General features: G+C 49.5%; 14 protein-coding genes. 3 read left to right on the top strand and 11 right to left on the bottom strand.

The genetic code is table 11. The features are described 5' to 3' along the window. Positions 1-47 precede the first annotated feature (47 nt). On the top strand, positions 48-1,727 hold the full coding sequence (locus M1D30_RS03040; RefSeq protein WP_248506146.1) for a SulP family inorganic anion transporter: 1,680 nt from the start codon (positions 48-50) through the stop codon (positions 1,725-1,727). 380 nt (positions 1,728-2,107) lie between these two features. Here M1D30_RS03040 and M1D30_RS03035 read toward each other — a convergent pair whose 3' ends face one another. Next, the gene (locus M1D30_RS03035; protein WP_248504218.1) at positions 2,108-3,043 is read right to left on the bottom strand and encodes an IS3 family transposase; all 936 of its coding nucleotides are present in this window, start codon (positions 3,041-3,043) and stop codon (positions 2,108-2,110) included. Beyond that, the gene (locus M1D30_RS03030; protein ID WP_248504216.1) at positions 3,043-3,414 is read right to left on the bottom strand and encodes a hypothetical protein; all 372 of its coding nucleotides are present in this window, start codon (positions 3,412-3,414) and stop codon (positions 3,043-3,045) included. Before M1D30_RS03030 ends, M1D30_RS03035 begins: the two co-directional genes overlap by 1 nt. 148 nt (positions 3,415-3,562) lie before the next feature. Here M1D30_RS03030 and M1D30_RS03025 point away from each other — a divergent pair, with 148 nt between their 5' ends. Then, positions 3,563-5,842, top strand: coding sequence for a hypothetical protein (locus M1D30_RS03025; RefSeq protein WP_248506145.1), 2,280 nt, complete (start codon positions 3,563-3,565; stop codon positions 5,840-5,842). 3 nt (positions 5,843-5,845) lie between these two features. Here the strand turns inward: M1D30_RS03025 and M1D30_RS03020 are convergent, their stop codons facing one another. The 5 genes from M1D30_RS03020 to M1D30_RS03000 all read right to left on the bottom strand — a co-directional run bounded on the left by M1D30_RS03020 (position 5,846) and on the right by M1D30_RS03000 (position 12,669). Next, positions 5,846-7,780 (bottom strand): sensor histidine kinase KdpD, encoded by a 1,935-nt coding sequence (locus tag M1D30_RS03020; RefSeq protein WP_248506144.1) that lies wholly within the window; start codon positions 7,778-7,780, stop codon positions 5,846-5,848. A 5-nt stretch (positions 7,781-7,785) separates the two neighbouring features. Then, positions 7,786-8,685 carry a PP2C family serine/threonine-protein phosphatase gene (locus tag M1D30_RS03015; RefSeq protein WP_248506142.1) on the bottom strand — a complete coding sequence of 300 codons (900 nt, stop codon included), beginning with the start codon at positions 8,683-8,685 and terminating at the stop codon, positions 7,786-7,788. A 15-nt stretch (positions 8,686-8,700) separates the two neighbouring features. Beyond that, a complete protein-coding gene (guaA, locus tag M1D30_RS03010; RefSeq protein WP_248506140.1) occupies positions 8,701-10,311 on the bottom strand; it encodes a glutamine-hydrolyzing GMP synthase in 1,611 nt (536 codons plus the stop codon). Positions 10,312-10,314: 3 nt separating this feature from the next. Beyond that, positions 10,315-11,067, bottom strand: coding sequence for a nucleotidyltransferase family protein (locus M1D30_RS03005; protein ID WP_248506138.1), 753 nt, complete (start codon positions 11,065-11,067; stop codon positions 10,315-10,317). Between the two features lie 66 nt (positions 11,068-11,133). After that, complete coding sequence (locus M1D30_RS03000) at positions 11,134-12,669, bottom strand: phosphotransferase (protein ID WP_248506136.1); 1,536 nt, start codon at positions 12,667-12,669, stop codon at positions 11,134-11,136. A gap of 164 nt (positions 12,670-12,833) precedes the next feature. Here M1D30_RS03000 and M1D30_RS02995 point away from each other — a divergent pair, with 164 nt between their 5' ends. Then, complete coding sequence (locus tag M1D30_RS02995) at positions 12,834-13,712, top strand: esterase family protein (RefSeq protein WP_248506134.1); 879 nt, start codon at positions 12,834-12,836, stop codon at positions 13,710-13,712. An 86-nt stretch (positions 13,713-13,798) separates the two neighbouring features. Here the strand turns inward: M1D30_RS02995 and M1D30_RS02990 are convergent, their stop codons facing one another. From M1D30_RS02990 to M1D30_RS02975, 4 genes are all read right to left on the bottom strand, one after another. Beyond that, positions 13,799-13,990: a hypothetical protein gene (locus M1D30_RS02990; protein WP_248506132.1), complete on the bottom strand. Its 192-nt coding sequence runs from the start codon at positions 13,988-13,990 to the stop codon at positions 13,799-13,801. A gap of 271 nt (positions 13,991-14,261) precedes the next feature. After that, positions 14,262-15,893, bottom strand: coding sequence for a chaperonin GroEL (gene groL, locus M1D30_RS02985; RefSeq protein ID WP_248506130.1), 1,632 nt, complete (start codon positions 15,891-15,893; stop codon positions 14,262-14,264). 31 nt (positions 15,894-15,924) lie between these two features. After that, a complete protein-coding gene (locus M1D30_RS02980) occupies positions 15,925-16,197 on the bottom strand; it encodes a co-chaperone GroES (RefSeq protein ID WP_248506128.1) in 273 nt (90 codons plus the stop codon). 116 nt (positions 16,198-16,313) lie between these two features. After that, positions 16,314-17,669: a glycoside hydrolase family 28 protein gene (locus M1D30_RS02975; RefSeq protein WP_248506126.1), complete on the bottom strand. Its 1,356-nt coding sequence runs from the start codon at positions 17,667-17,669 to the stop codon at positions 16,314-16,316. Between the last annotated feature and the right edge of the window lie 49 nt (positions 17,670-17,718).

The raw sequence follows: 17,718 nt of genomic DNA, 5'->3' as shown, positions 1-17,718 counted from the left end.
CTTTTTTGCATAACTTTGCACCCGAATTCATAAGGAAAATAAAAGAAATGCAAACTTTCGATTTCAAGCCGAAGATGATTTCGGCTCTTAAGAACTACAACAAACAGACATTCATGGCCGACCTCATGGCCGGTCTTATTGTGGGCATCGTGGCCCTGCCATTGGCCATTGCCTTTGGTATTGCCAGCGGCGTATCGCCCGAGAAGGGTATCATCACCGCCATCGTAGCCGGTTTCGTCATCTCGGCCCTGGGTGGCAGTAAGGTGCAGATTGGTGGTCCCACTGGTGCGTTCATCGTCATCGTGGCAGGCATCATCAATCAGTACGGCATGCAGGGTCTCACCATTGCCACACTCATGGCAGGTGTGTTCCTCATTGGCTTTGGTCTGCTGCGTCTGGGCACCATCATCAAGTACATCCCCTACCCCATTATCGTGGGTTTCACCAGCGGTATTGCCGTGACTATCTTCACCACACAGGTGAAAGACCTGCTGGGCATGCAGATGACCGATGTTCCCAGCGACTTCATTGAGAAGTGGATTGCCTATTTCCAGAACCTCACCCACATCGACCCCTGGAGCACAGGCGTGGGACTGGCCAGCATTGCCATCATTGCCACAACGCCTAAGTTAAGCAAGCGCATTCCTGGTTCGCTGATTGCCATCATCGTGATGACCATCGTTGTGCTGCTGCTGAAGCAGTATGCCGGCATCACCACCATCGAGACCATTGGCGACCGCTTCAGCATCTCGTCAGAACTGCCCGATGCCGTAGTGCCCGAGTTGTCGTGGGAGACTATCAAAGGCCTGGTTGCCCCAGCATTGACCATCGCCATCCTCGGCGCCATCGAGAGTCTGCTCTCAGCCACTGTGGCCGACGGTGTCATTGGCGATCATCACAATTCTAACACAGAGCTCATTGGTCAGGGTGTGGCCAACATCGTGTCGCCCATCTTCGGCGGTATCCCTGCCACAGGCGCCATCGCCCGTACCATGACCAATATTAATAATGGTGGACGCTCACCCATCGCAGGTATTGTGCACGCCGCTGTGCTGCTGCTCATCTTCCTGTTCCTGATGCCCCTGGCCAAATACATCCCCATGGCCTGTCTGGCTGGTGTGCTGGTGGTAGTGAGCTATGGCATGAGTGGCTGGCGTTCGTTCTCGGCCCTGATGCGCAATCCCAAGAGCGATGTCACCGTGTTGCTGCTCACGTTCTTCCTCACCATCATCTTCGACCTCACCATCGCCATCGAGGTGGGCATCGTCTGCGCATGTCTGCTGTTCATGAAGCGCATGAGCGAGACAACCGATGTGAAGGCTGTCTACGACGAGATCGACCTGAACGAGGATGCTGACATGGAGCGTGGCAACCTGGAGCACCTCACCATTCCCGCTGGTGTCGAGGTTTACGAGATCAACGGTCCCTACTTCTTTGGTGCTGGTAATAAGTTCGAGGATCTGATGGGCCGCTTCGGCGACCGTCCCAAGGTGCGCATCATCCGCATGCGTAAGGTGCCCTTTATCGACTCAACTGGCTTGCACAACCTCGAGAACATGTGCCTGATGAGTCAGCGAGAAGGCATCACCGTGGTCCTCTCAGGTGTCAACGAGAAGGTGGAGGCTGTGCTCAATCGCAACGGATTCCCCAAACTTCTTGGCGAAGAGAACATCTGCAACCACATTGACCTGGCACTGGCTCGTGCCCGTGATATCGTGGAAAAATAATATATCTAATACATTGAAGTTCGTTTATTTATCTCCGAGTCGCCCTGCGATTCGGAGATATTTTTTTTGTTTCCATCACCTCCTAGAATCGGAAACAAAGTGTTTCCGAATTGTTTCAACGATGGAAACAAAGTGTTTCCATAGGAGAAACAAAGTGTATCCATAAAGAAAACAAAGTGTTTCCATTATAGAAACAAACTGTTTCCTTGGGAGAAACAAACGGCCACCTGTAGTTTAACGATTTTAGTTGACTACTTCCAGTCTTATTAATGATAAGAGTTGACTCAATTAAACTTAATTTTTATTTCACGTTGACTCTATTTGGAATTAGTTATAAATCGGGTTTACACCTATTCTGATGCAAAGATACCTATTTAATTTTATGCAGCCAAAGCTTTGAGTGCAATTTCTCTGTGACTCTTCCATTTCTTCTTCAATTCGCCAGTACAGAGAGCAGCCTGAGCTGGTGTTTTCCAGTCAAGGCTCATATGTGGACGCTCGTTGTTATAGAAGTCAATAGCTACTTTCAGGGCTCTTTTTACCTCATCAATAGAGAAAAACGACATGTCCATAAGCAATTCGTTCTTGATAATGCCGTTGACACGTTCGGCTACTGCATTCTCCTTGGGATCTCCACACTCAGTCATGCTGATCTTGATATTGTTTGCTTTCAGAATATCCGTATAGGCGTAGCTGGCGTATTGGACGCCGCGGTCAGAGTGGTGGATGAGGTCATGGGCAGGATTTCCGCCAAGACGCTTCAAAGCCATGTTGAGCGCGTTAATGGCAAACTTGGCCTCCAGCGTATCGCCCACGCACCAGCCGATAATCTCTTTCGTATAGTAGTCCGTCACCAGCGACAGGTAGCAGAAATCGTACTCGCCAGTCTGGCCATTGAGATAGACGACCATATAGGTGATGTCGCTCACCCATAGTTGGTTGGGACGTAACGGGATGAGCTTCTTCACAAGGTTGGGATACAAGGGCAGGTCGTGGTCGGAGTCCGTTGTCCTGGTACGACGCTTCTTCTTGCGCACCTTCAAGCCGTATTTGTCAATGATGTCGTAGAAACGGTTGTAGCCCACACTGTGTTCCTCGCCGAATGTATCTGTATACTTATGCCACAGCGGACCACCGCCCATGCCGCGGTCCTTCTTGCGGATATTCTTGATAAACTCCACTACAAATGTCTCTTCTGCGAGCTTACGCATCTGACTGTTGCCGTGTTTGTAGTAGGCCTGTGTACTCACACCAAGCAGCTCACACTGCGACGTGACAGGATAAGCCTTCGCGTCGCGAGTGTAAAGCCTACTCACTACTTGGTGCCAGCTTTTTTTAAGTCAATGCCGTACACTTCCTTGCCAAAAGCCACCATCTCCTCATAGAAGTCTGCACGAAGCTTCTCTTTCTTCAGTTGAGACTTCAGGGTTGACACCTCCTCAAGTAACTTCTTGTAGTCCTCCGGAGTTACATCATTGCCTTTTTTCTTCATTTGATCTGCTAAATCTGGATATTCCGCAGCAAAGGTACGAAGAATTTTGTAATAACGAGTTCTATTTAGACCTGTACGTGATAAAATTTCACTCTCACGGAGGTGCTGGACATAACGCATATCAAAGACATCCTTCATCTCGTTAATCAGATTTACATCTCTAGAATAACATTTTTCTTTGGGTTGTTTCACCATAATGTTGAACTTTTGGTGTCAACCTTATTTAAAACAAGACAACCGTTAATATAGTATAAAAGGTTTAACAGAATTGACCAACGAACAGGAATTAATTGTATATTTGCAGAAGAATTCTTTAACCAGTTTTCAACTAAAAATCATTCTTATGAAGCGTCTATCTGCTTTTGTGGTTCTCTTTATGTGCTTCCTTGGAACAATCGATGCGTCGGCGTCAGATTACCATCCCTTGTTGAAGGAAGGTAAGGTGTGGAACATGTATTATTCGAACTATAGTCGTAGTTACGAGCTTACTATTTGTGTGCGAATCATAGGCGACACCATCGTTGACAATGAACAGTGTTACAAGGCAACCTCGGAAACGATAGATCGTGCAACGGGTAATGCCATCTCAAAAGGGGGCAGCGTTGCTGTTTTTCTTGAGAAGGACAGAAAGGTGTTCGAAAGACGGAATGACAATTGGCGTTTGCTCTATGACTTCAACCTGCAACAGGGTGATGTAAGTGTAGTCAACGATGTTACCCAACAAGAGGTTGTGGCTGTTGATGACGTCGAGGTTAACGAAAATTCTTTCCGCAGGATGACCTTGAAGGAAACCTATGTGTATAAAGGTGACTCAGTGAGTGTGACAGGCTATTGGGTTGAAGGCGTTGGTAGTAGTTTTGGACTTCTGTTACCAAACAATTGGACGGCGATGGATGGGTCAATGTATCTTGAGAGTTGCTATGAAGATGGTGAATGTATCTTCACCTCTGCTGATTTCTATAAGCCTGTCGACATGACGCAGCGAATTGTAAACCCACAATTCGATAATAACGATGTGACGACAGGCTGGAGTGGAACAGGGTTTAAGCAACTGAATGCCAAGGACAATGCCGAATGTTATATGACGGCATTCAAGAACTTTCAAAGAATTGATGGTCTGCCAATGGGTGTTTATGTTATTGGTGTGAAAGCATTCTATCAGGCTGGCGATGCACTTACGGCCTACAAGCACTATAAGAGCCACGACGAGGCTTCATGCTATGCCAAATTGTTCTCTGAATCTGCTAATTGCTATAATGAGAGTAGTATTGTTTCTATCTTTGAAGGTGGCAGAACAGAGCCTTTGGGTGATAGTGGCGAGAATAGTGTGAAGGACGAAGAGACAGGCGTTACTTACTGGATTCCCTCAACAATGTCGATGGGAGAACGCTACATGCATGAGCTAAACCTATATGACAATTGTGTGTTGGCAATGGTAGACAACTGGCTGACTCTTGGTGTGAAAAAGGATGAGGTTATCTCGGATGACTGGTGCTTGTTTGATGACTTTACGTTGACCTACTATGGTAATGGTGCCGATGCCTATCAGATGTATCTGAATCACATGCAAGAACGATATGAGAACCTGACAATTGACGAGCACACGCTTTATACGATGACTTATCTGCATGAGGTTAACAGGCATCGTACAGCAACCACGGAGGCTGAAGTCAACAATGCCTTGGCCGATATTCATGATGCGTATGACCTTTTGCAGAAGAACATTAAGTTGTGGAATGATTGGAAACAAGTGGTAAAAAGAGGCTTAGCGCTATCCTCAGTCCCCTGTTATGCCGATAACCCACAAGCGCAAAGACTTGCTACGTATTGTCATAATGATGCCGCAGAGCTTGAGGCTGTCCGCAGTCTGACTAACGAGCAACTGGAGGACGAGATTGCTGATGTGGAAGCAATGATTGCTGCGCTCTATGACTCAGACCAGGCCTCGAATAAGATGCTAAAAGATGGAAAGCAGTGGATTTACAAACGCCTGCAGAGAACTACTGTTGGCGACGAGCCAATGAACATTGTAACGAAAGTCGTCTTTACGTTGGATGGAGACACCATAATAGACAATCGTCGTTATGCCAAACTATATCGGCAGGAGGAAGACGAGAATCCAGAATATTGGATGGCCCTGCGTGAAGAGGGTACTACGATATATGAATATGCAAAGGATGCGACAGAAGAGAAACGGCATATAGAGTTCAATCCACGATTCTTCAACGAAACAGGTATAGAACCTCCATTCACAGTTGCCACAGAGGAAATAGATTGTATTACTGTTAATGGAAGACCCTTTATCCGTCATACCTACAAAGACGACGGTGGTGCTTCCCTGATAGCAGTAGAAGGCATCGGTTATCAGGAAAGAGGCGTTCTTGATATGAACTTTGAATATCTTAAGTCGGACATCTTAAGTTTCGAGTCCTGCTATGAAAATAGTGAATTCATCTTCTCTGCTGCCGATTTCTATAAGTCTGGCGATACGACTGATATCAAGGCGACGAACCACGTACAAAGGACAAAGAACAACGTACTCTTCGACCTCCAGGGCCGTCGCCTCAATACAGAGCCCAAGCATGGGGTGTATATCCAGAATGGGAAGAAGGTGATGAGGTGAGGTTTAGGCGTTCTTGGAACAAGGCAGGGTGAGCACAAAGCGCGAGCCTTGTTCACGATTATAAGTATCCAAGATGACATCACCACCAAGACGGCGCGCAATGGAACGGGCAACGGAAAGGCCAATGCCTGTTCCATTATAATTTTCATCCAATTGCACAAACTCCTCGAAGATATGTTCGGCCTCCTCCCTAGGAACGCCGATGCCAGTGTCCTCCACCTCGTAGCGAACGAAAGAGCCGTTCATGTTTACGCGTAGAGTCACTGCACCCTTTACGGGCTCATTGGGCTTCACCAGGAACTTGCGTGCATTGTCGAGAATCAGCGACAAGGCACGTGTGGCAGAGGCGAGGTTCGTGGTCAGCAGCAGCTCACTAACATTGTCGGCCACTGACTGCGTAAACACCACGCCCTCGCTATCGTTGATGCGCGTGTCCTCGACAGCCTGCAGGGCAATCTGAATGGCAGGCACCGTATCGTCGCGACTAATCACCACATTGCTGCTGGCGTCACTCAGTTCCAGCATCTTGTTCACCAAGCTCGTAATGCGGTTGGTGTTCTCGGCAATCTGCTCGTTAGCCTCGTTCTTGGTCTGCTCGTCCAGTTCCACGCCAGGCGTAGTGACAATCTGCGTGAAGCCAGAGAGGATATGAAGAGGCGTACGAATCTCGTGCGAGATCTGCTGAATGAAGTTGGTCTTCATGCGCGAAGCCTCCTCGGCCCGCATATTGGCAATCTTCAGGGCATCATAGGCCACCTCCAAACGTTTGGCAGCGCGATGACGATAGTAGGTGAAGATGAACAGCGACAGCACAATGATGGCCGCAATCATCATCATCAGTCTACTGAAGGTGCGCTCGTGCGCTATCTTCTCGTGCTCCTGCTGCGCTTTCAACTCGTCAACCTCGAAGCGCTTGTTCAGTTCGTTCAACTGCTCCTGGTTGTCGGCATGAATCATCGAGTCCTTCAGTTCTGCGTAAGTCTTAAAGGCCAAGAAAGCGTTCTTATAGTCCTCCTGCTGCTCGTAGATGCGGATGCGAGTGGCAGTGGCATTCATCAGGAAACTGGCGTTCAGTCCAGCACTATCGCTCAGGCGGATAGCCTGGTCGTTATAGGCCAGCGCCTGCTGATAGTCGTTCTGGATGCTAGCCAGGTCGCTACGCAGGGTGAGCAACTGAATCACGGCCTTGATCTGGTTGCCCTCCAACGCCTCGTAGTATTCAGCAGAGTCCAGGTCGGCAGCAGCCTTGGCATAGTCCTTCTGACTGAGGTCAAACTGATAGCGCGTCTTGAAGAACAGGAAATAATAGTTGCCAAAGTTAGGGATACGCGTAGAGTCCGTGTTGGCCTGATATTTTGAGTCAAGATAGGCCTTCCACTGGTTCAGCGTGGCATCCGTCTCCTTGGCCTTGCCCAGTTCGTCAAGACACGAGCAAAGGTAGGTATAGATATCAATCTTTGGAGGGAAAGAGGAGTCCTCAGGATAGACCTTCAACGCCTTTTGGAAATAGTCCACAGCCACAGACATATCACCCTTGACGCCATAGACCAGTGCAATCACCCTGTTGGCCAGCGCCTGTCCAAAACCATCGTGGCGCTTCAGGGCATCGTCGTGCATATTCTTGGCCTCGGCCATGGCCTCGTCAAAACGGTTGTTCCAGGTGAGCGTCTCGGCCATGATACACCAGGTGTAGTAATACCAGTACCACTGCTCGTGCTCACGACAGAAGGTGAGCACATGCGGCGTCTCACTGATCAGCGAGTCCTGGATGTCCAGATTGGCATAGCGCTCTATCTGTTTGTAGAGCGAATAGGCCGAATCGGTCCAATTCACGTCCTGTTCCTGCGAAGACAAATGGTGGCGACTCTGTTGGCACGAAACGAATACCAACAGAGTCACCACCATATAAATAATATGTCGGAAACTCCTCTTCATCATTTGTTTTACAACTCAGGCATCGGAATGGCATCATCGAAATGCCATATCTTGTCGCGATGCGTGTCGTTCAAAACCTTATTGCGAATGCGGTGAGCAATCTCGTCGTCCAGCACATTGGCATCCTCAACAGCATTGCGCTGCACCTTCTCCACCTGAATCAGATAGGCCGAATGATTATCGGAATTACCACCGGTCATCTCAATCAGCTGCTGCGTCTTCTGTTCCAGAGTCAGCGTGGTGTCGCCCAAGAGCGCCATCAACTGCTCATCGTCCATCTTCTCCAGCATACCATCCGTGCAAAGCAGGAAATAGTCGCCAGGCCAAACGGTGGCAATATGAGCAAACGACGGTCTGGTGCGCTCCTCCTGATGAGGCTGCATGGCCTTGAGAATGATATTCTTCTTTGACGACGTAGCCATGTCGTTATAACAAATATCGCCCGCCTCGTACATCTGCTGCACCAGAGAATGGTCGCGCGAACGGAACAGGACACCCCTCTGCGGTCCCATTGATGGGCGTAGATGATAGATGCGACTGTCGCCGATATGCGACACCAGGCAACCACCATCATGGATGCAAAGGAAGGTCATCGTGGTACCCATGGACGACGTGCCATCGGCATCGGCAGCATCGAGCGCATCAAAGGCGGCGCTGAGACAATGCTCAAAGTCGTCGTCAGTAAATGTGCCCGTGGTCTGCAGAATGGTCTCGGCCACCCTGCCCAGCGTCTTACACACGGCATCGCTGGCCACCTCGCCTTTATCCAGTCCACCCATGCCGTCGCACACCACAAACACACGACTGTCAGTGTTTGCTGTGCCAGCCTCAGGATAGATGGCATCCTCCTGGTTATCACGGTTTCCCAACTCGTGGATAGCCTGGGGATGAAAAATCTGTAACTTCATAGCTTCGTTAGAATATTACTCCCACTCGATGGTTGCGGGTGGTTTTGACGAGATATCATAGCAAACGCGGTTCACACCACGCACCTTGTTGATAATCTCGTTGCTCACCTTTGCCATAAACTCGTAGGGCAGATGAGCCCAGTCGGCTGTCATGGCATCGGTAGAGGTCACGGCGCGCAGAGCAACGGGGTGCTCGTAGGTACGCTCATCGCCCATCACACCTACGGAACGAACAGTAGAGAGGAGGATGGCGCCTGCCTGCCAAATCTGGTCGTAGAGCGAAACCTCAATCTCGCCGTCCTTCATATCGGCAGGAATACCTGCGGCCAGCACCTTGCGAGCTTCCTCGCCAGAGAGCTTCACCTTATAGTCACGGAGCCCACGGATGTAGATATCATCGGCATTCTGCAGAATCTCCACCTTCTCGCGAGTGATGTCGCCCAAGATACGCACAGCCAGGCCAGGACCTGGGAAAGGATGACGGGTGATGAGATGCTCAGGCATGCCCATCTGTCGACCCACACGACGCACCTCGTCCTTGAACAGCCACTTCAGGGGCTCGCACAACTGCAGATGCATCTCCTTGGGCAGTCCACCCACGTTGTGGTGACTCTTAATAACCTTACCAGTGATATTCAGACTCTCAATACGGTCAGGATAGATAGTGCCCTGAGCCAGCCACTTGGCATCGGTAATCTTCTTGGCCTCGGCATTGAACACCTCGACGAAGTCGCGACCGATAATCTTGCGCTTCTGCTCTGGGTCTGTGACGCCTGCCAGATCGCTGAAGAACTTCTCGCTGGCATCCACGCCAATCACATTCAGACCAAGCACCTTATAGTCTTCCATCACCTGAGTAAACTCGTTCTTGCGCAGCATACCATGGTCTACGAAGATACAGGTGAGGTTCTTGCCAATAGCCTTGTTCAGCAGAACGGCAGCAACAGAAGAGTCGACGCCGCCTGAGAGACCCAGGATCACACGGTCGTTACCCAGCTGAGCCTTGAGCTCGGCCACGGTAGAGTCGACAAACGAAGCTGCACTCCACTCCTGCTTCGAGCCGCAGATATCAACCACGAAGTTCTGGAGCAGCTGCTTGCCCTGCAGGGTGTGGAACACCTCAGGATGGAACTGCACGGCCCAGATGGGTTGCTTGGTAGAGGCAAAAGCGGCGTTCTTCACATCCTTTGTAGAACCAATCACCTCGAAGTCTGAAGGGATGGCAGTGATGGTGTCGCCATGACTCATCCATACCTGCGAGCCTTTCTCGAAGCCCTTGAACAGGGGGTTGTCGAGATTGATTGTCTCGAGGTTGGCACGTCCGTACTCACGCGAGTCGGCCTTCTCGACCTTGCCACCAAGGGTGTTCGAAATGAACTGGGCGCCATAGCAAATGCCTAGCACAGGCACTTTGCCTACGAACTGCGAGAGGTCGACCTTGAAGGCCTCTGGGTCGTGAACGCTGAAGGGCGAGCCACTCAGAATGACGCCAATCACGGAGTCGTCGCCCACAGGAAATTTGTTGTAGGGCAAAATCTCGCAGAAGGTGTCCAGCTCGCGCACACGACGGCCAATGAGCTGCGTGGTTTGCGAACCGAAATCCAAAATGATAATCTTCTGTGTCATTATTTAAATCTGATTAATAAAAGTTTCTGCTTGGTCCAGGGTCTCGATCTTGCCCACATCCATCAGTCGGAGGTCGTCCTTGACACAACCGACAATCTGGGCACGATGACACACGCTGAGATAGAAATCAATGATGCTGAAACGATCAGGGAACTGCTCCATCAACGCGAACAAGCGAGGCGAGAACGAATGGATGCCACTGAAGGCATACTCGTTGAACGGCTCGCCGTGCTGCGAGAGGCCTGTACGACGCACATACTCGTAAGGGCTCTTTATCTCGCCCGTCTCAATGTTCTTCCATCCCATGAGGCGCATGGCGTTGTCGAACAGCAGATAGCGCTTGGTCTGGCGCTTGCTGACCAGCAACACGGCATCCTCCGTGGGCAGGTGCTGGCGCGAAAACCAGTCGTAGTCCACGTTATCAAGGATATCTACATTGTGAATAAGAATAGGTGAATCGTCAGTGAAAAGTGGAGCTGCTTTCTTCAGTCCGCCACCCGTCTCAAGGAGTCCGGCCGTTTCGTCACTGAACTGAACCAGGGAGGAATAGTCGCAGGTGGCCACATGGTCGATAATCTGCTGTGCAAAATGATGCACATTCACCACAAAACGGTCGTAATCTGCCGCCAACAGCCTTGACATAACGATGTCAATAAGAGGCTGTCCGCCCACCCTGACCAGTGCTTTGGGCATCGTGTCAGTAAGTGGTTTCAGTCGGGTTCCCAAACCGGCTGCGAATATCATCGCCTGTTTCATGCTGCAAAGGTACTGCTTTTTTCGCAAACAACAAAAAAAGGAGACGAAAAAACGCCTCCTTTTCTACTACTCTTTCCGTTCAAGTACCTGGGTAATATTCTGCTCGCGATGGCAGATGCGTACCTCGATGCCAAACTTCTCGTGGATATGCTCGGCCAGGTGCTGGGCAGAATAGACACTGCGATGCTGACCACCCGTGCAGCCAAACGAGAACATCAGCGAGGTGAAGCCACGCTGGATATAACGGCGCACGTGGGCATCGGCCAATTTATACACTGAGTCGAGGAAGGTCAGTATCTCGCCGTCGTTCTCGAGGAAGCGGATAACGGGTTCTTCCAGTCCCGTCAGCTGCTTATAAGGCTCGTAGCGTCCAGGGTTATGGGTGGAACGGCAGTCGAACACATAGCCTCCGCCATTGCCGCTATCGTCCTCTGGGATGCCCTTACGATACGAGAAGCTGAACACCTTGACCACCAGCGGGCCCTGGGCATCGTACTTCGAGAAGGTGGCAGGACCGTCCTGCGGATGGGCCTTATAGGGGTTCCTGTCTGTTGTCTTATAGCCATCGGCACGACTGGCCGTTGCTGTGACCTGCTGGAACTGAGGCATTTCGACAAGGCGTTTCAGCAGCGACACGAGATAGGGATATGGGAAATCGCTGACACTGAGCAACTCACGCAGATTCTGCATGGCAGGGGGAATACTGTCGATGAAGTGCTGTTTGCGCTCGAAATAGCCACGGAAACCATAGGCACCCAGCACCTGGAGGGTGCGGAAGAGCACAAACAGACTGAGACGTGCCACGAAATGATGAGGTGTGGGCACCTCGGTATACTGCTTCAGGGCGTTATAATACTCGTAAACGAGCTCGCGACGCAGCTTATGGGGATACTTGGCGCTGGCCTGCCAAAGGAACGAGGCCAGATCGTAATAATAGGGGCCCTTGCGTCCGCCCTGGAAATCGATGAAGAAGGGCTTCTCGTCGACCATCATCACATTGCGTGCCTGGAAGTCGCGATAAAGGAAGCACTGCTCATCGCCACCTGCCGTCAGATCTTTGGCCATCAGACGGAAGTCGGCCTCGAGCTTCAACTCGTGGAAGTCCAACTCGGTGGCCTTTAGAAAGCAATACTTAAAGTAGTTCAGATCGAAAAGCACAGAATCGGTGTCGAACTCTGGCTGCGGATAGCAATGCGAGAAGTCGAGCTCGCGAGCGCCACGCAACTGGATGTTGGGCAACTCGCGGATGGTGCGCTTCAGTAGTTGCTGCTCTTTCAGGGTGTAACGTCCGCCAGCCTCGCGTCCGCCACGAATGGCATCGAACAAGGAAATGGACCCCAGGTCGGTTTGCAGGTAGCGCAACTCATCACCACTGACAGCCAGCACCTGTGGCACAGGCAACTGACGCATGGCGAAATGGCGCGACAGGTGGATAAAGGCGTGATTCTCGTCACGACTGGTACCCACGCAACCCACCACCGACTGTCCGTTGTTGTCCGTCAGGCGATAATACACACGGTTGCTACCCGCTCCTGGCAACTGCTGTGAGGCGGCAGGCTCATGGCCACACCACTCTTTATATAGTTCAATCAGTTGTTGCATATCATATGTTTTTGGAATGCAAAGATACAAAAAAAGATATGGAAACAATACATTTTAAGCAGAAAAAAATGCTCGACAATTCCTTTCACCACTTTTAAACCTAAAGAATGGAACAGCGTCTAATCAAACAGCATATGGTTTCAATAATAAAATAACTAAAAACAATGAAAAAGATTTATTTAGCAGCAATGCTGTCACTCACAACGATGGCAGCCAGCGCACAGGAGCCAAATATCCCTATGTTTGGCGGTCAACAGCAAATTGACGTGAAGTTTGATGCCTACAAGGCAGCACCTCAGGGTTTCGATAAGGAGCGTGAGGGCGTGGCAAAGGGTACGGTGAAGCTGATTGAGTATCAGTCGGAATCAGTGGGAACCGTCCGCAAGGCCAACGTCTATCTGCCACCAAAGTATGACGCCAAAAAGAAATACAGTGTGCTATACCTGCTCCACGGCATTGGTGGCGATGAGAACGAGTGGTATAGAGACGGCGGCGTGCCCAACATCATTATGGACAACCTCTATGCTGAAGGTAAGGTGGCCGACATGATTGTGGTGATGCCTAACGGACGCGCCCAGAAGGACGACTCGCGTGCTGGAGGTATGGGTTCGTTCCGTGCTTTCGGCGACTTCGACAAGGACCTCATCGGCAGTCTGATTCCCTATATCGAGAAGAACTTCAGCGTGTATGCCGACAGAGATCATCGCGCCATCGCTGGTTTGTCGATGGGTGGCGGACAGTCGCTGAACTTCGGACTGGGTCACATGGATGTGTTTGCTTATGTAGGTGGCTTCTCGTCTGCACCCAACACGATGCGTGCAGCCCAGCTGATTCCCGATGTGGACAAGGTGAAGAAGGAGAACAAACTGCTCTGGATGGTTTGTGGTGGTGCCGACGGTCTGATGAACAACAGCGCCCAACTGAAGGCTTTCTGTGACGAGAAGGGTATTCCCTGCACGCTGATCAACTATCCTGAACAGGGCCACAACTTCGTAGTATGGAAGTATGGTCTCTACAACTTCGCACAGTTAATCTTTAAATAAGAGAGTAATAAGAATAAGGTGCAAGGACACTTGCAACCAAAATAACACATAAGGGGCAAGAAAGAAGTTTCTTGCTCCTTATTATTTTATTCGTCCTTATGGCGCCATTTCTCTATCCAATCCATCACATAACTCTCGAGGATAGCAATGAAGATGAGAAAGCCGATGGCCATAAGGAATGCCCACCACAGACTGCCCGTGAACTTAACGGCCAGATTATATACCACCGTGCATAACGCAAACTTGATGGCCCAACTGATAATAAACTTCCAATTCATAACAGCGGCAAAGGTAATACTTATTTCTGAGAACACCAAAACTTTTTTAGCGAACAGTAAAACAAAAAGCCGATTGTCTCTCGACAACCGGCTTCAAAAACAAACTACTTAAAAACTAATCTACTAAAACAAATCAAAAAAATATCTTTTCTGTTTGCAAAGTTAGTCAACATTTTCTATACAGCCAAATGAAACATGACAGAAATGTACAATTTCAACATACATCAAAGAAAATGAGACATACACAAAAGTCTTTAAAGTATTTATATCATTACATCATGCCGCCCATGCCTGGTGCACCACCCATAGGCATTGCAGACTCCTTCTCAGGTTTGTCGCAGATGAGACACTCTGTGGTGAGGAACATACCTGCGATAGAGGCAGCATTCTCGAGAGCCACACGTGACACCTTAGCAGGATCAATCACACCAGCGGCACGCATATCCTCGTATTTGTCAAGACGAGCATTGTAACCGAAGTCACCCTTGCCCTCGCGTACTTTCTGTACAACAACGGCACCCTCGCCACCAGCGTTGGTAACAATCTGGCGCAGAGGCTCCTCGATGGCACGCTTGATGATGTTGATACCAGTCTGCTCGTCGGCATTGTCGCCCTTCAGGTCGGCCAGCACGTCGAGTGCACGGATATAGGTAGTACCACCACCAGCAACAACACCTTCCTCAATGGCAGCACGAGTAGCACAAAGAGCATCGTCAACGCGATCCTTCTTCTCCTTCATCTCCACCTCTGAGTTAGCACCAACATAAAGAACTGCTACGCCACCAGCCAACTTGGCCAGACGCTCCTGCAGCTTCTCCTTGTCGTAAGAAGAGGTTGTATTCTCGATTTCGGCCTTAATCTGATTGATGCGGTCCTTGATAGCCTGAGAGTCGCCAGCACCATTAACGATAGTGGTGTTATCCTTAGTAACGGTGAGCTTCTCACAAGTGCCCAGCATATCGAGCGTTGCCTGCTCCAGCTTCAGGCCCTTCTCCTCACTGATAACAGTACCACCTGTCAGAACAGCGATATCCTCGAGCATAGCCTTACGGCGATCGCCAAAGCCAGGAGCCTTAACAGCACAGATCTTCAGGCCACCACGCAGACGGTTTACAACCAATGTGGTCAGAGCCTCAGAATCAACATCCTCAGCAATGATCAGCAAAGGACGGCCACTCTCTGCAGCAGGCTGCAGAATGGGCAGGAACTCCTTGATATTAGAAATCTTCTTATCGTAGATGAGCACGTAGGGGTTCTCCATGGCGCACTCCATCTTCTCAGAATCGGTAACGAAGTAAGCTGACAGGTAGCCACGATCGAACTGCATACCCTCAACAACACCGATATGAGTGTCGCGGCTCTTGCTCTCCTCAATAGTGATAACGCCATCCTTAGAAACCTTGCGCATAGCCTCAGCCAACAGCTCACCAATCTCCTTATCGTTGTTGGCAGAAACAGTAGCCACCTGCTCAATCTTATCATAGTTGTCGCCAACCTGCTCAGCGCTCTTTGCAATGAAATCGGTCACAGCCTTCACAGCCTTGTCGATACCACGCTTCAGATCCATAGGATTAGCGCCTGCGGTAACGTTCTTCAAGCCCTCTGAAACGATGGCCTGGGCCAGGATTGTTGCAGTTGTTGTACCATCACCAGCATCGTCGCCAGTCTTAGAAGCAACACTCTTAACAAGCTGTGCGCCAGTGTTCTCGAAGTGGTCCTCGAGCTCAATCTCCTTAGCTACAGACACACCATCCTTAGTGATCTGAGGAGCACCGAACTTCTTCTCGATAACAACGTTACGGCCCTTAGGACCGAGAGTTACCTTTACAGCATTAGCCAACTGGTCAACGCCCTGCTTCATTGCGTCGCGGGCGTCAATATTGAATTTAATCTCTTTTGCCATGATTCTTTTACCTTTCTACTTTTTTACCTTTTTACTTCTCAATCACTGCGAGTACGTCGCTCTGACGCATCATCAGGAACTTCTCACCTTCGAGTTCAATCTCAGTTCCACTATATTTGCCGTAAAGCACTTCGTCACCAGCCTTCAGGATCATCTCCTCGTCCTTGGTGCCTTTACCTACGGCCTTGATAACGCCACGAAGGGGCTTCTCTTTTGCTGTGTCTGGAATAATGATTCCACCGATCTTCTCTTCAGCCGGTGCGGGCAATACGAGCACGCGGTCTGCCAATGGTTTGATGTTCATAATTCTAAGTATTTTTAAGTTTTAAATGAATTCTTCTGCCGTTTTCAGTGCGAAAAGCGTGCCAAACTGTCTTCACTGACAATTTGGCACGCTCTTTCTTTTCATAAAGGTGTATCTTAATCTTTCTTCTCGCCATTAATCACCACGTTCTTCACCACGCAACCGTCTATCAACGATGGGTTGAAGGCTTGTTTCTTGTCTGTAACCTTGATATTCTCGAACGAGAAAGCAGTCATCTGGAACTTATCCGACCTACCCACATCGAAGAAGTTCTTGCAATCCATCTGAATATTCCTAATCATGATGTTATTACACTTTGACAAAGGCATATCGTCACGATCGCCAGACTTAAAGAACTGTGTCCAAGGACGGACCACCAAGAACGAAAAACAATCGCCTGTCAGGTCCTCAACTCTCACATATTCATAATGTTGGGGTGTATCAGGACGCATCTTCAGCCACAAAACACGGTTAGCATTATGCACATAACAACGGCGAAGAATCACATTTCTATCGTGAATACTCTCTGAACCAAGTGTCAGACAGCCATGCACCTTGCCATAAGTACAATCGCTCACCATAATACGCTCGCAAGGACCGTTATCTGGATCTTTGTCCGCCCAGGTACCCTTGCCACCTTTCAGAACCACGGCATCGTCGCACACATTCATAAAGCAACCACTGACAAGCACATCCTGACATGCATCCAAGTCAATGGCATCGCTCGAAGGTGCGCCCTGCTTGGGATCAATCGGTGTCACATTGTCAGTAGGGGCAAAGATATAGCACCCCAGATAGCGAACACGCTCACACTTATACAAATGATTCGTCCAGAAAGGCGAGTTAATGATGCGCACATCCTGTACTGTAACATTCTTAGAATGAGAGATATACACATTTCTTGGACGCATAGCCTCCAAATTTGTGCAGTCCTTATTGAACTTTCTACGAATCCAGAATTCCTCCCAATAAGCCTGACCATTACCATTAATGGTGCCTGGACCTGTAATAGTGAAGCCATCGCACCCATCGGCATTGACCAAAGCCGCAAAATAGTTCAAAGTCTGACCCTCCATACGTGTTTTCACCAATTTGAAATCGCGTATGCGGTCACTGCCTCGCAACTCGCCATTTTCCTCAATCTTCAAATGCGTTCCTGGCTTAAAAAAAAGAGAACCACTAACCACAAAGCCACGAGGAATGACAACCACGCCGCCGCCTTCCTGTGCACAACGGTCAATAACGGCCTGCAACTCCTTTGTCTGTACCTGCTCTGAATAGTTCTTCACGCCGTAATCCGTCACCACATAGCGTTTACCCAAAGTCGACACATCAACTCTGGAGGTATCATTAAACCACGTCACAATAGGCGTGCCATCAGGCCATAATTCCTGGGCATTCGATTTCTTTTTACCCATAGCCATCAAGCACACCATCAGCATCAGAAATACGGTCGTCAGCCTCGTCTTCATGTCTGTTTTTGCTTTTTGATTAGTTCTTCTGGCTGCAAAGATACAATTT

The sequence above is a fragment of the Prevotella sp. E15-22 genome (assembly GCF_023204875.1).
Classification (GTDB): domain Bacteria; phylum Bacteroidota; class Bacteroidia; order Bacteroidales; family Bacteroidaceae; genus Prevotella.
This window is presented reverse-complemented; position numbering and strand designations above follow the sequence as displayed.

Coding starts and splice junctions, on each gene's coding strand:
- M1D30_RS03005 (WP_248506138.1), bottom strand. CDS start 11,067: ATGAAACAGGCGATGATATTCGCAGCCGGTTTGGGAACCCGACTGAAA.
- M1D30_RS03020 (WP_248506144.1), bottom strand. CDS start 7,780: ATGATGAAGAGGAGTTTCCGACATATTATTTATATGGTGGTGACTCTG.
- M1D30_RS03000 (WP_248506136.1), bottom strand. CDS start 12,669: ATGCAACAACTGATTGAACTATATAAAGAGTGGTGTGGCCATGAGCCT.
- M1D30_RS02995 (WP_248506134.1), top strand. CDS start 12,834: ATGAAAAAGATTTATTTAGCAGCAATGCTGTCACTCACAACGATGGCA.
- M1D30_RS02990 (WP_248506132.1), bottom strand. CDS start 13,990: ATGAATTGGAAGTTTATTATCAGTTGGGCCATCAAGTTTGCGTTATGC.
- guaA (WP_248506140.1), bottom strand. CDS start 10,311: ATGACACAGAAGATTATCATTTTGGATTTCGGTTCGCAAACCACGCAG.
- groL (WP_248506130.1), bottom strand. CDS start 15,893: ATGGCAAAAGAGATTAAATTCAATATTGACGCCCGCGACGCAATGAAG.
- M1D30_RS03040 (WP_248506146.1), top strand. CDS start 48: ATGCAAACTTTCGATTTCAAGCCGAAGATGATTTCGGCTCTTAAGAAC.
- M1D30_RS02975 (WP_248506126.1), bottom strand. CDS start 17,669: ATGAAGACGAGGCTGACGACCGTATTTCTGATGCTGATGGTGTGCTTG.
- M1D30_RS03025 (WP_248506145.1), top strand. CDS start 3,563: ATGAAGCGTCTATCTGCTTTTGTGGTTCTCTTTATGTGCTTCCTTGGA.
- M1D30_RS03015 (WP_248506142.1), bottom strand. CDS start 8,685: ATGAAGTTACAGATTTTTCATCCCCAGGCTATCCACGAGTTGGGAAAC.
- M1D30_RS03030 (WP_248504216.1), bottom strand. CDS start 3,414: ATGGTGAAACAACCCAAAGAAAAATGTTATTCTAGAGATGTAAATCTG.
- M1D30_RS02980 (WP_248506128.1), bottom strand. CDS start 16,197: ATGAACATCAAACCATTGGCAGACCGCGTGCTCGTATTGCCCGCACCG.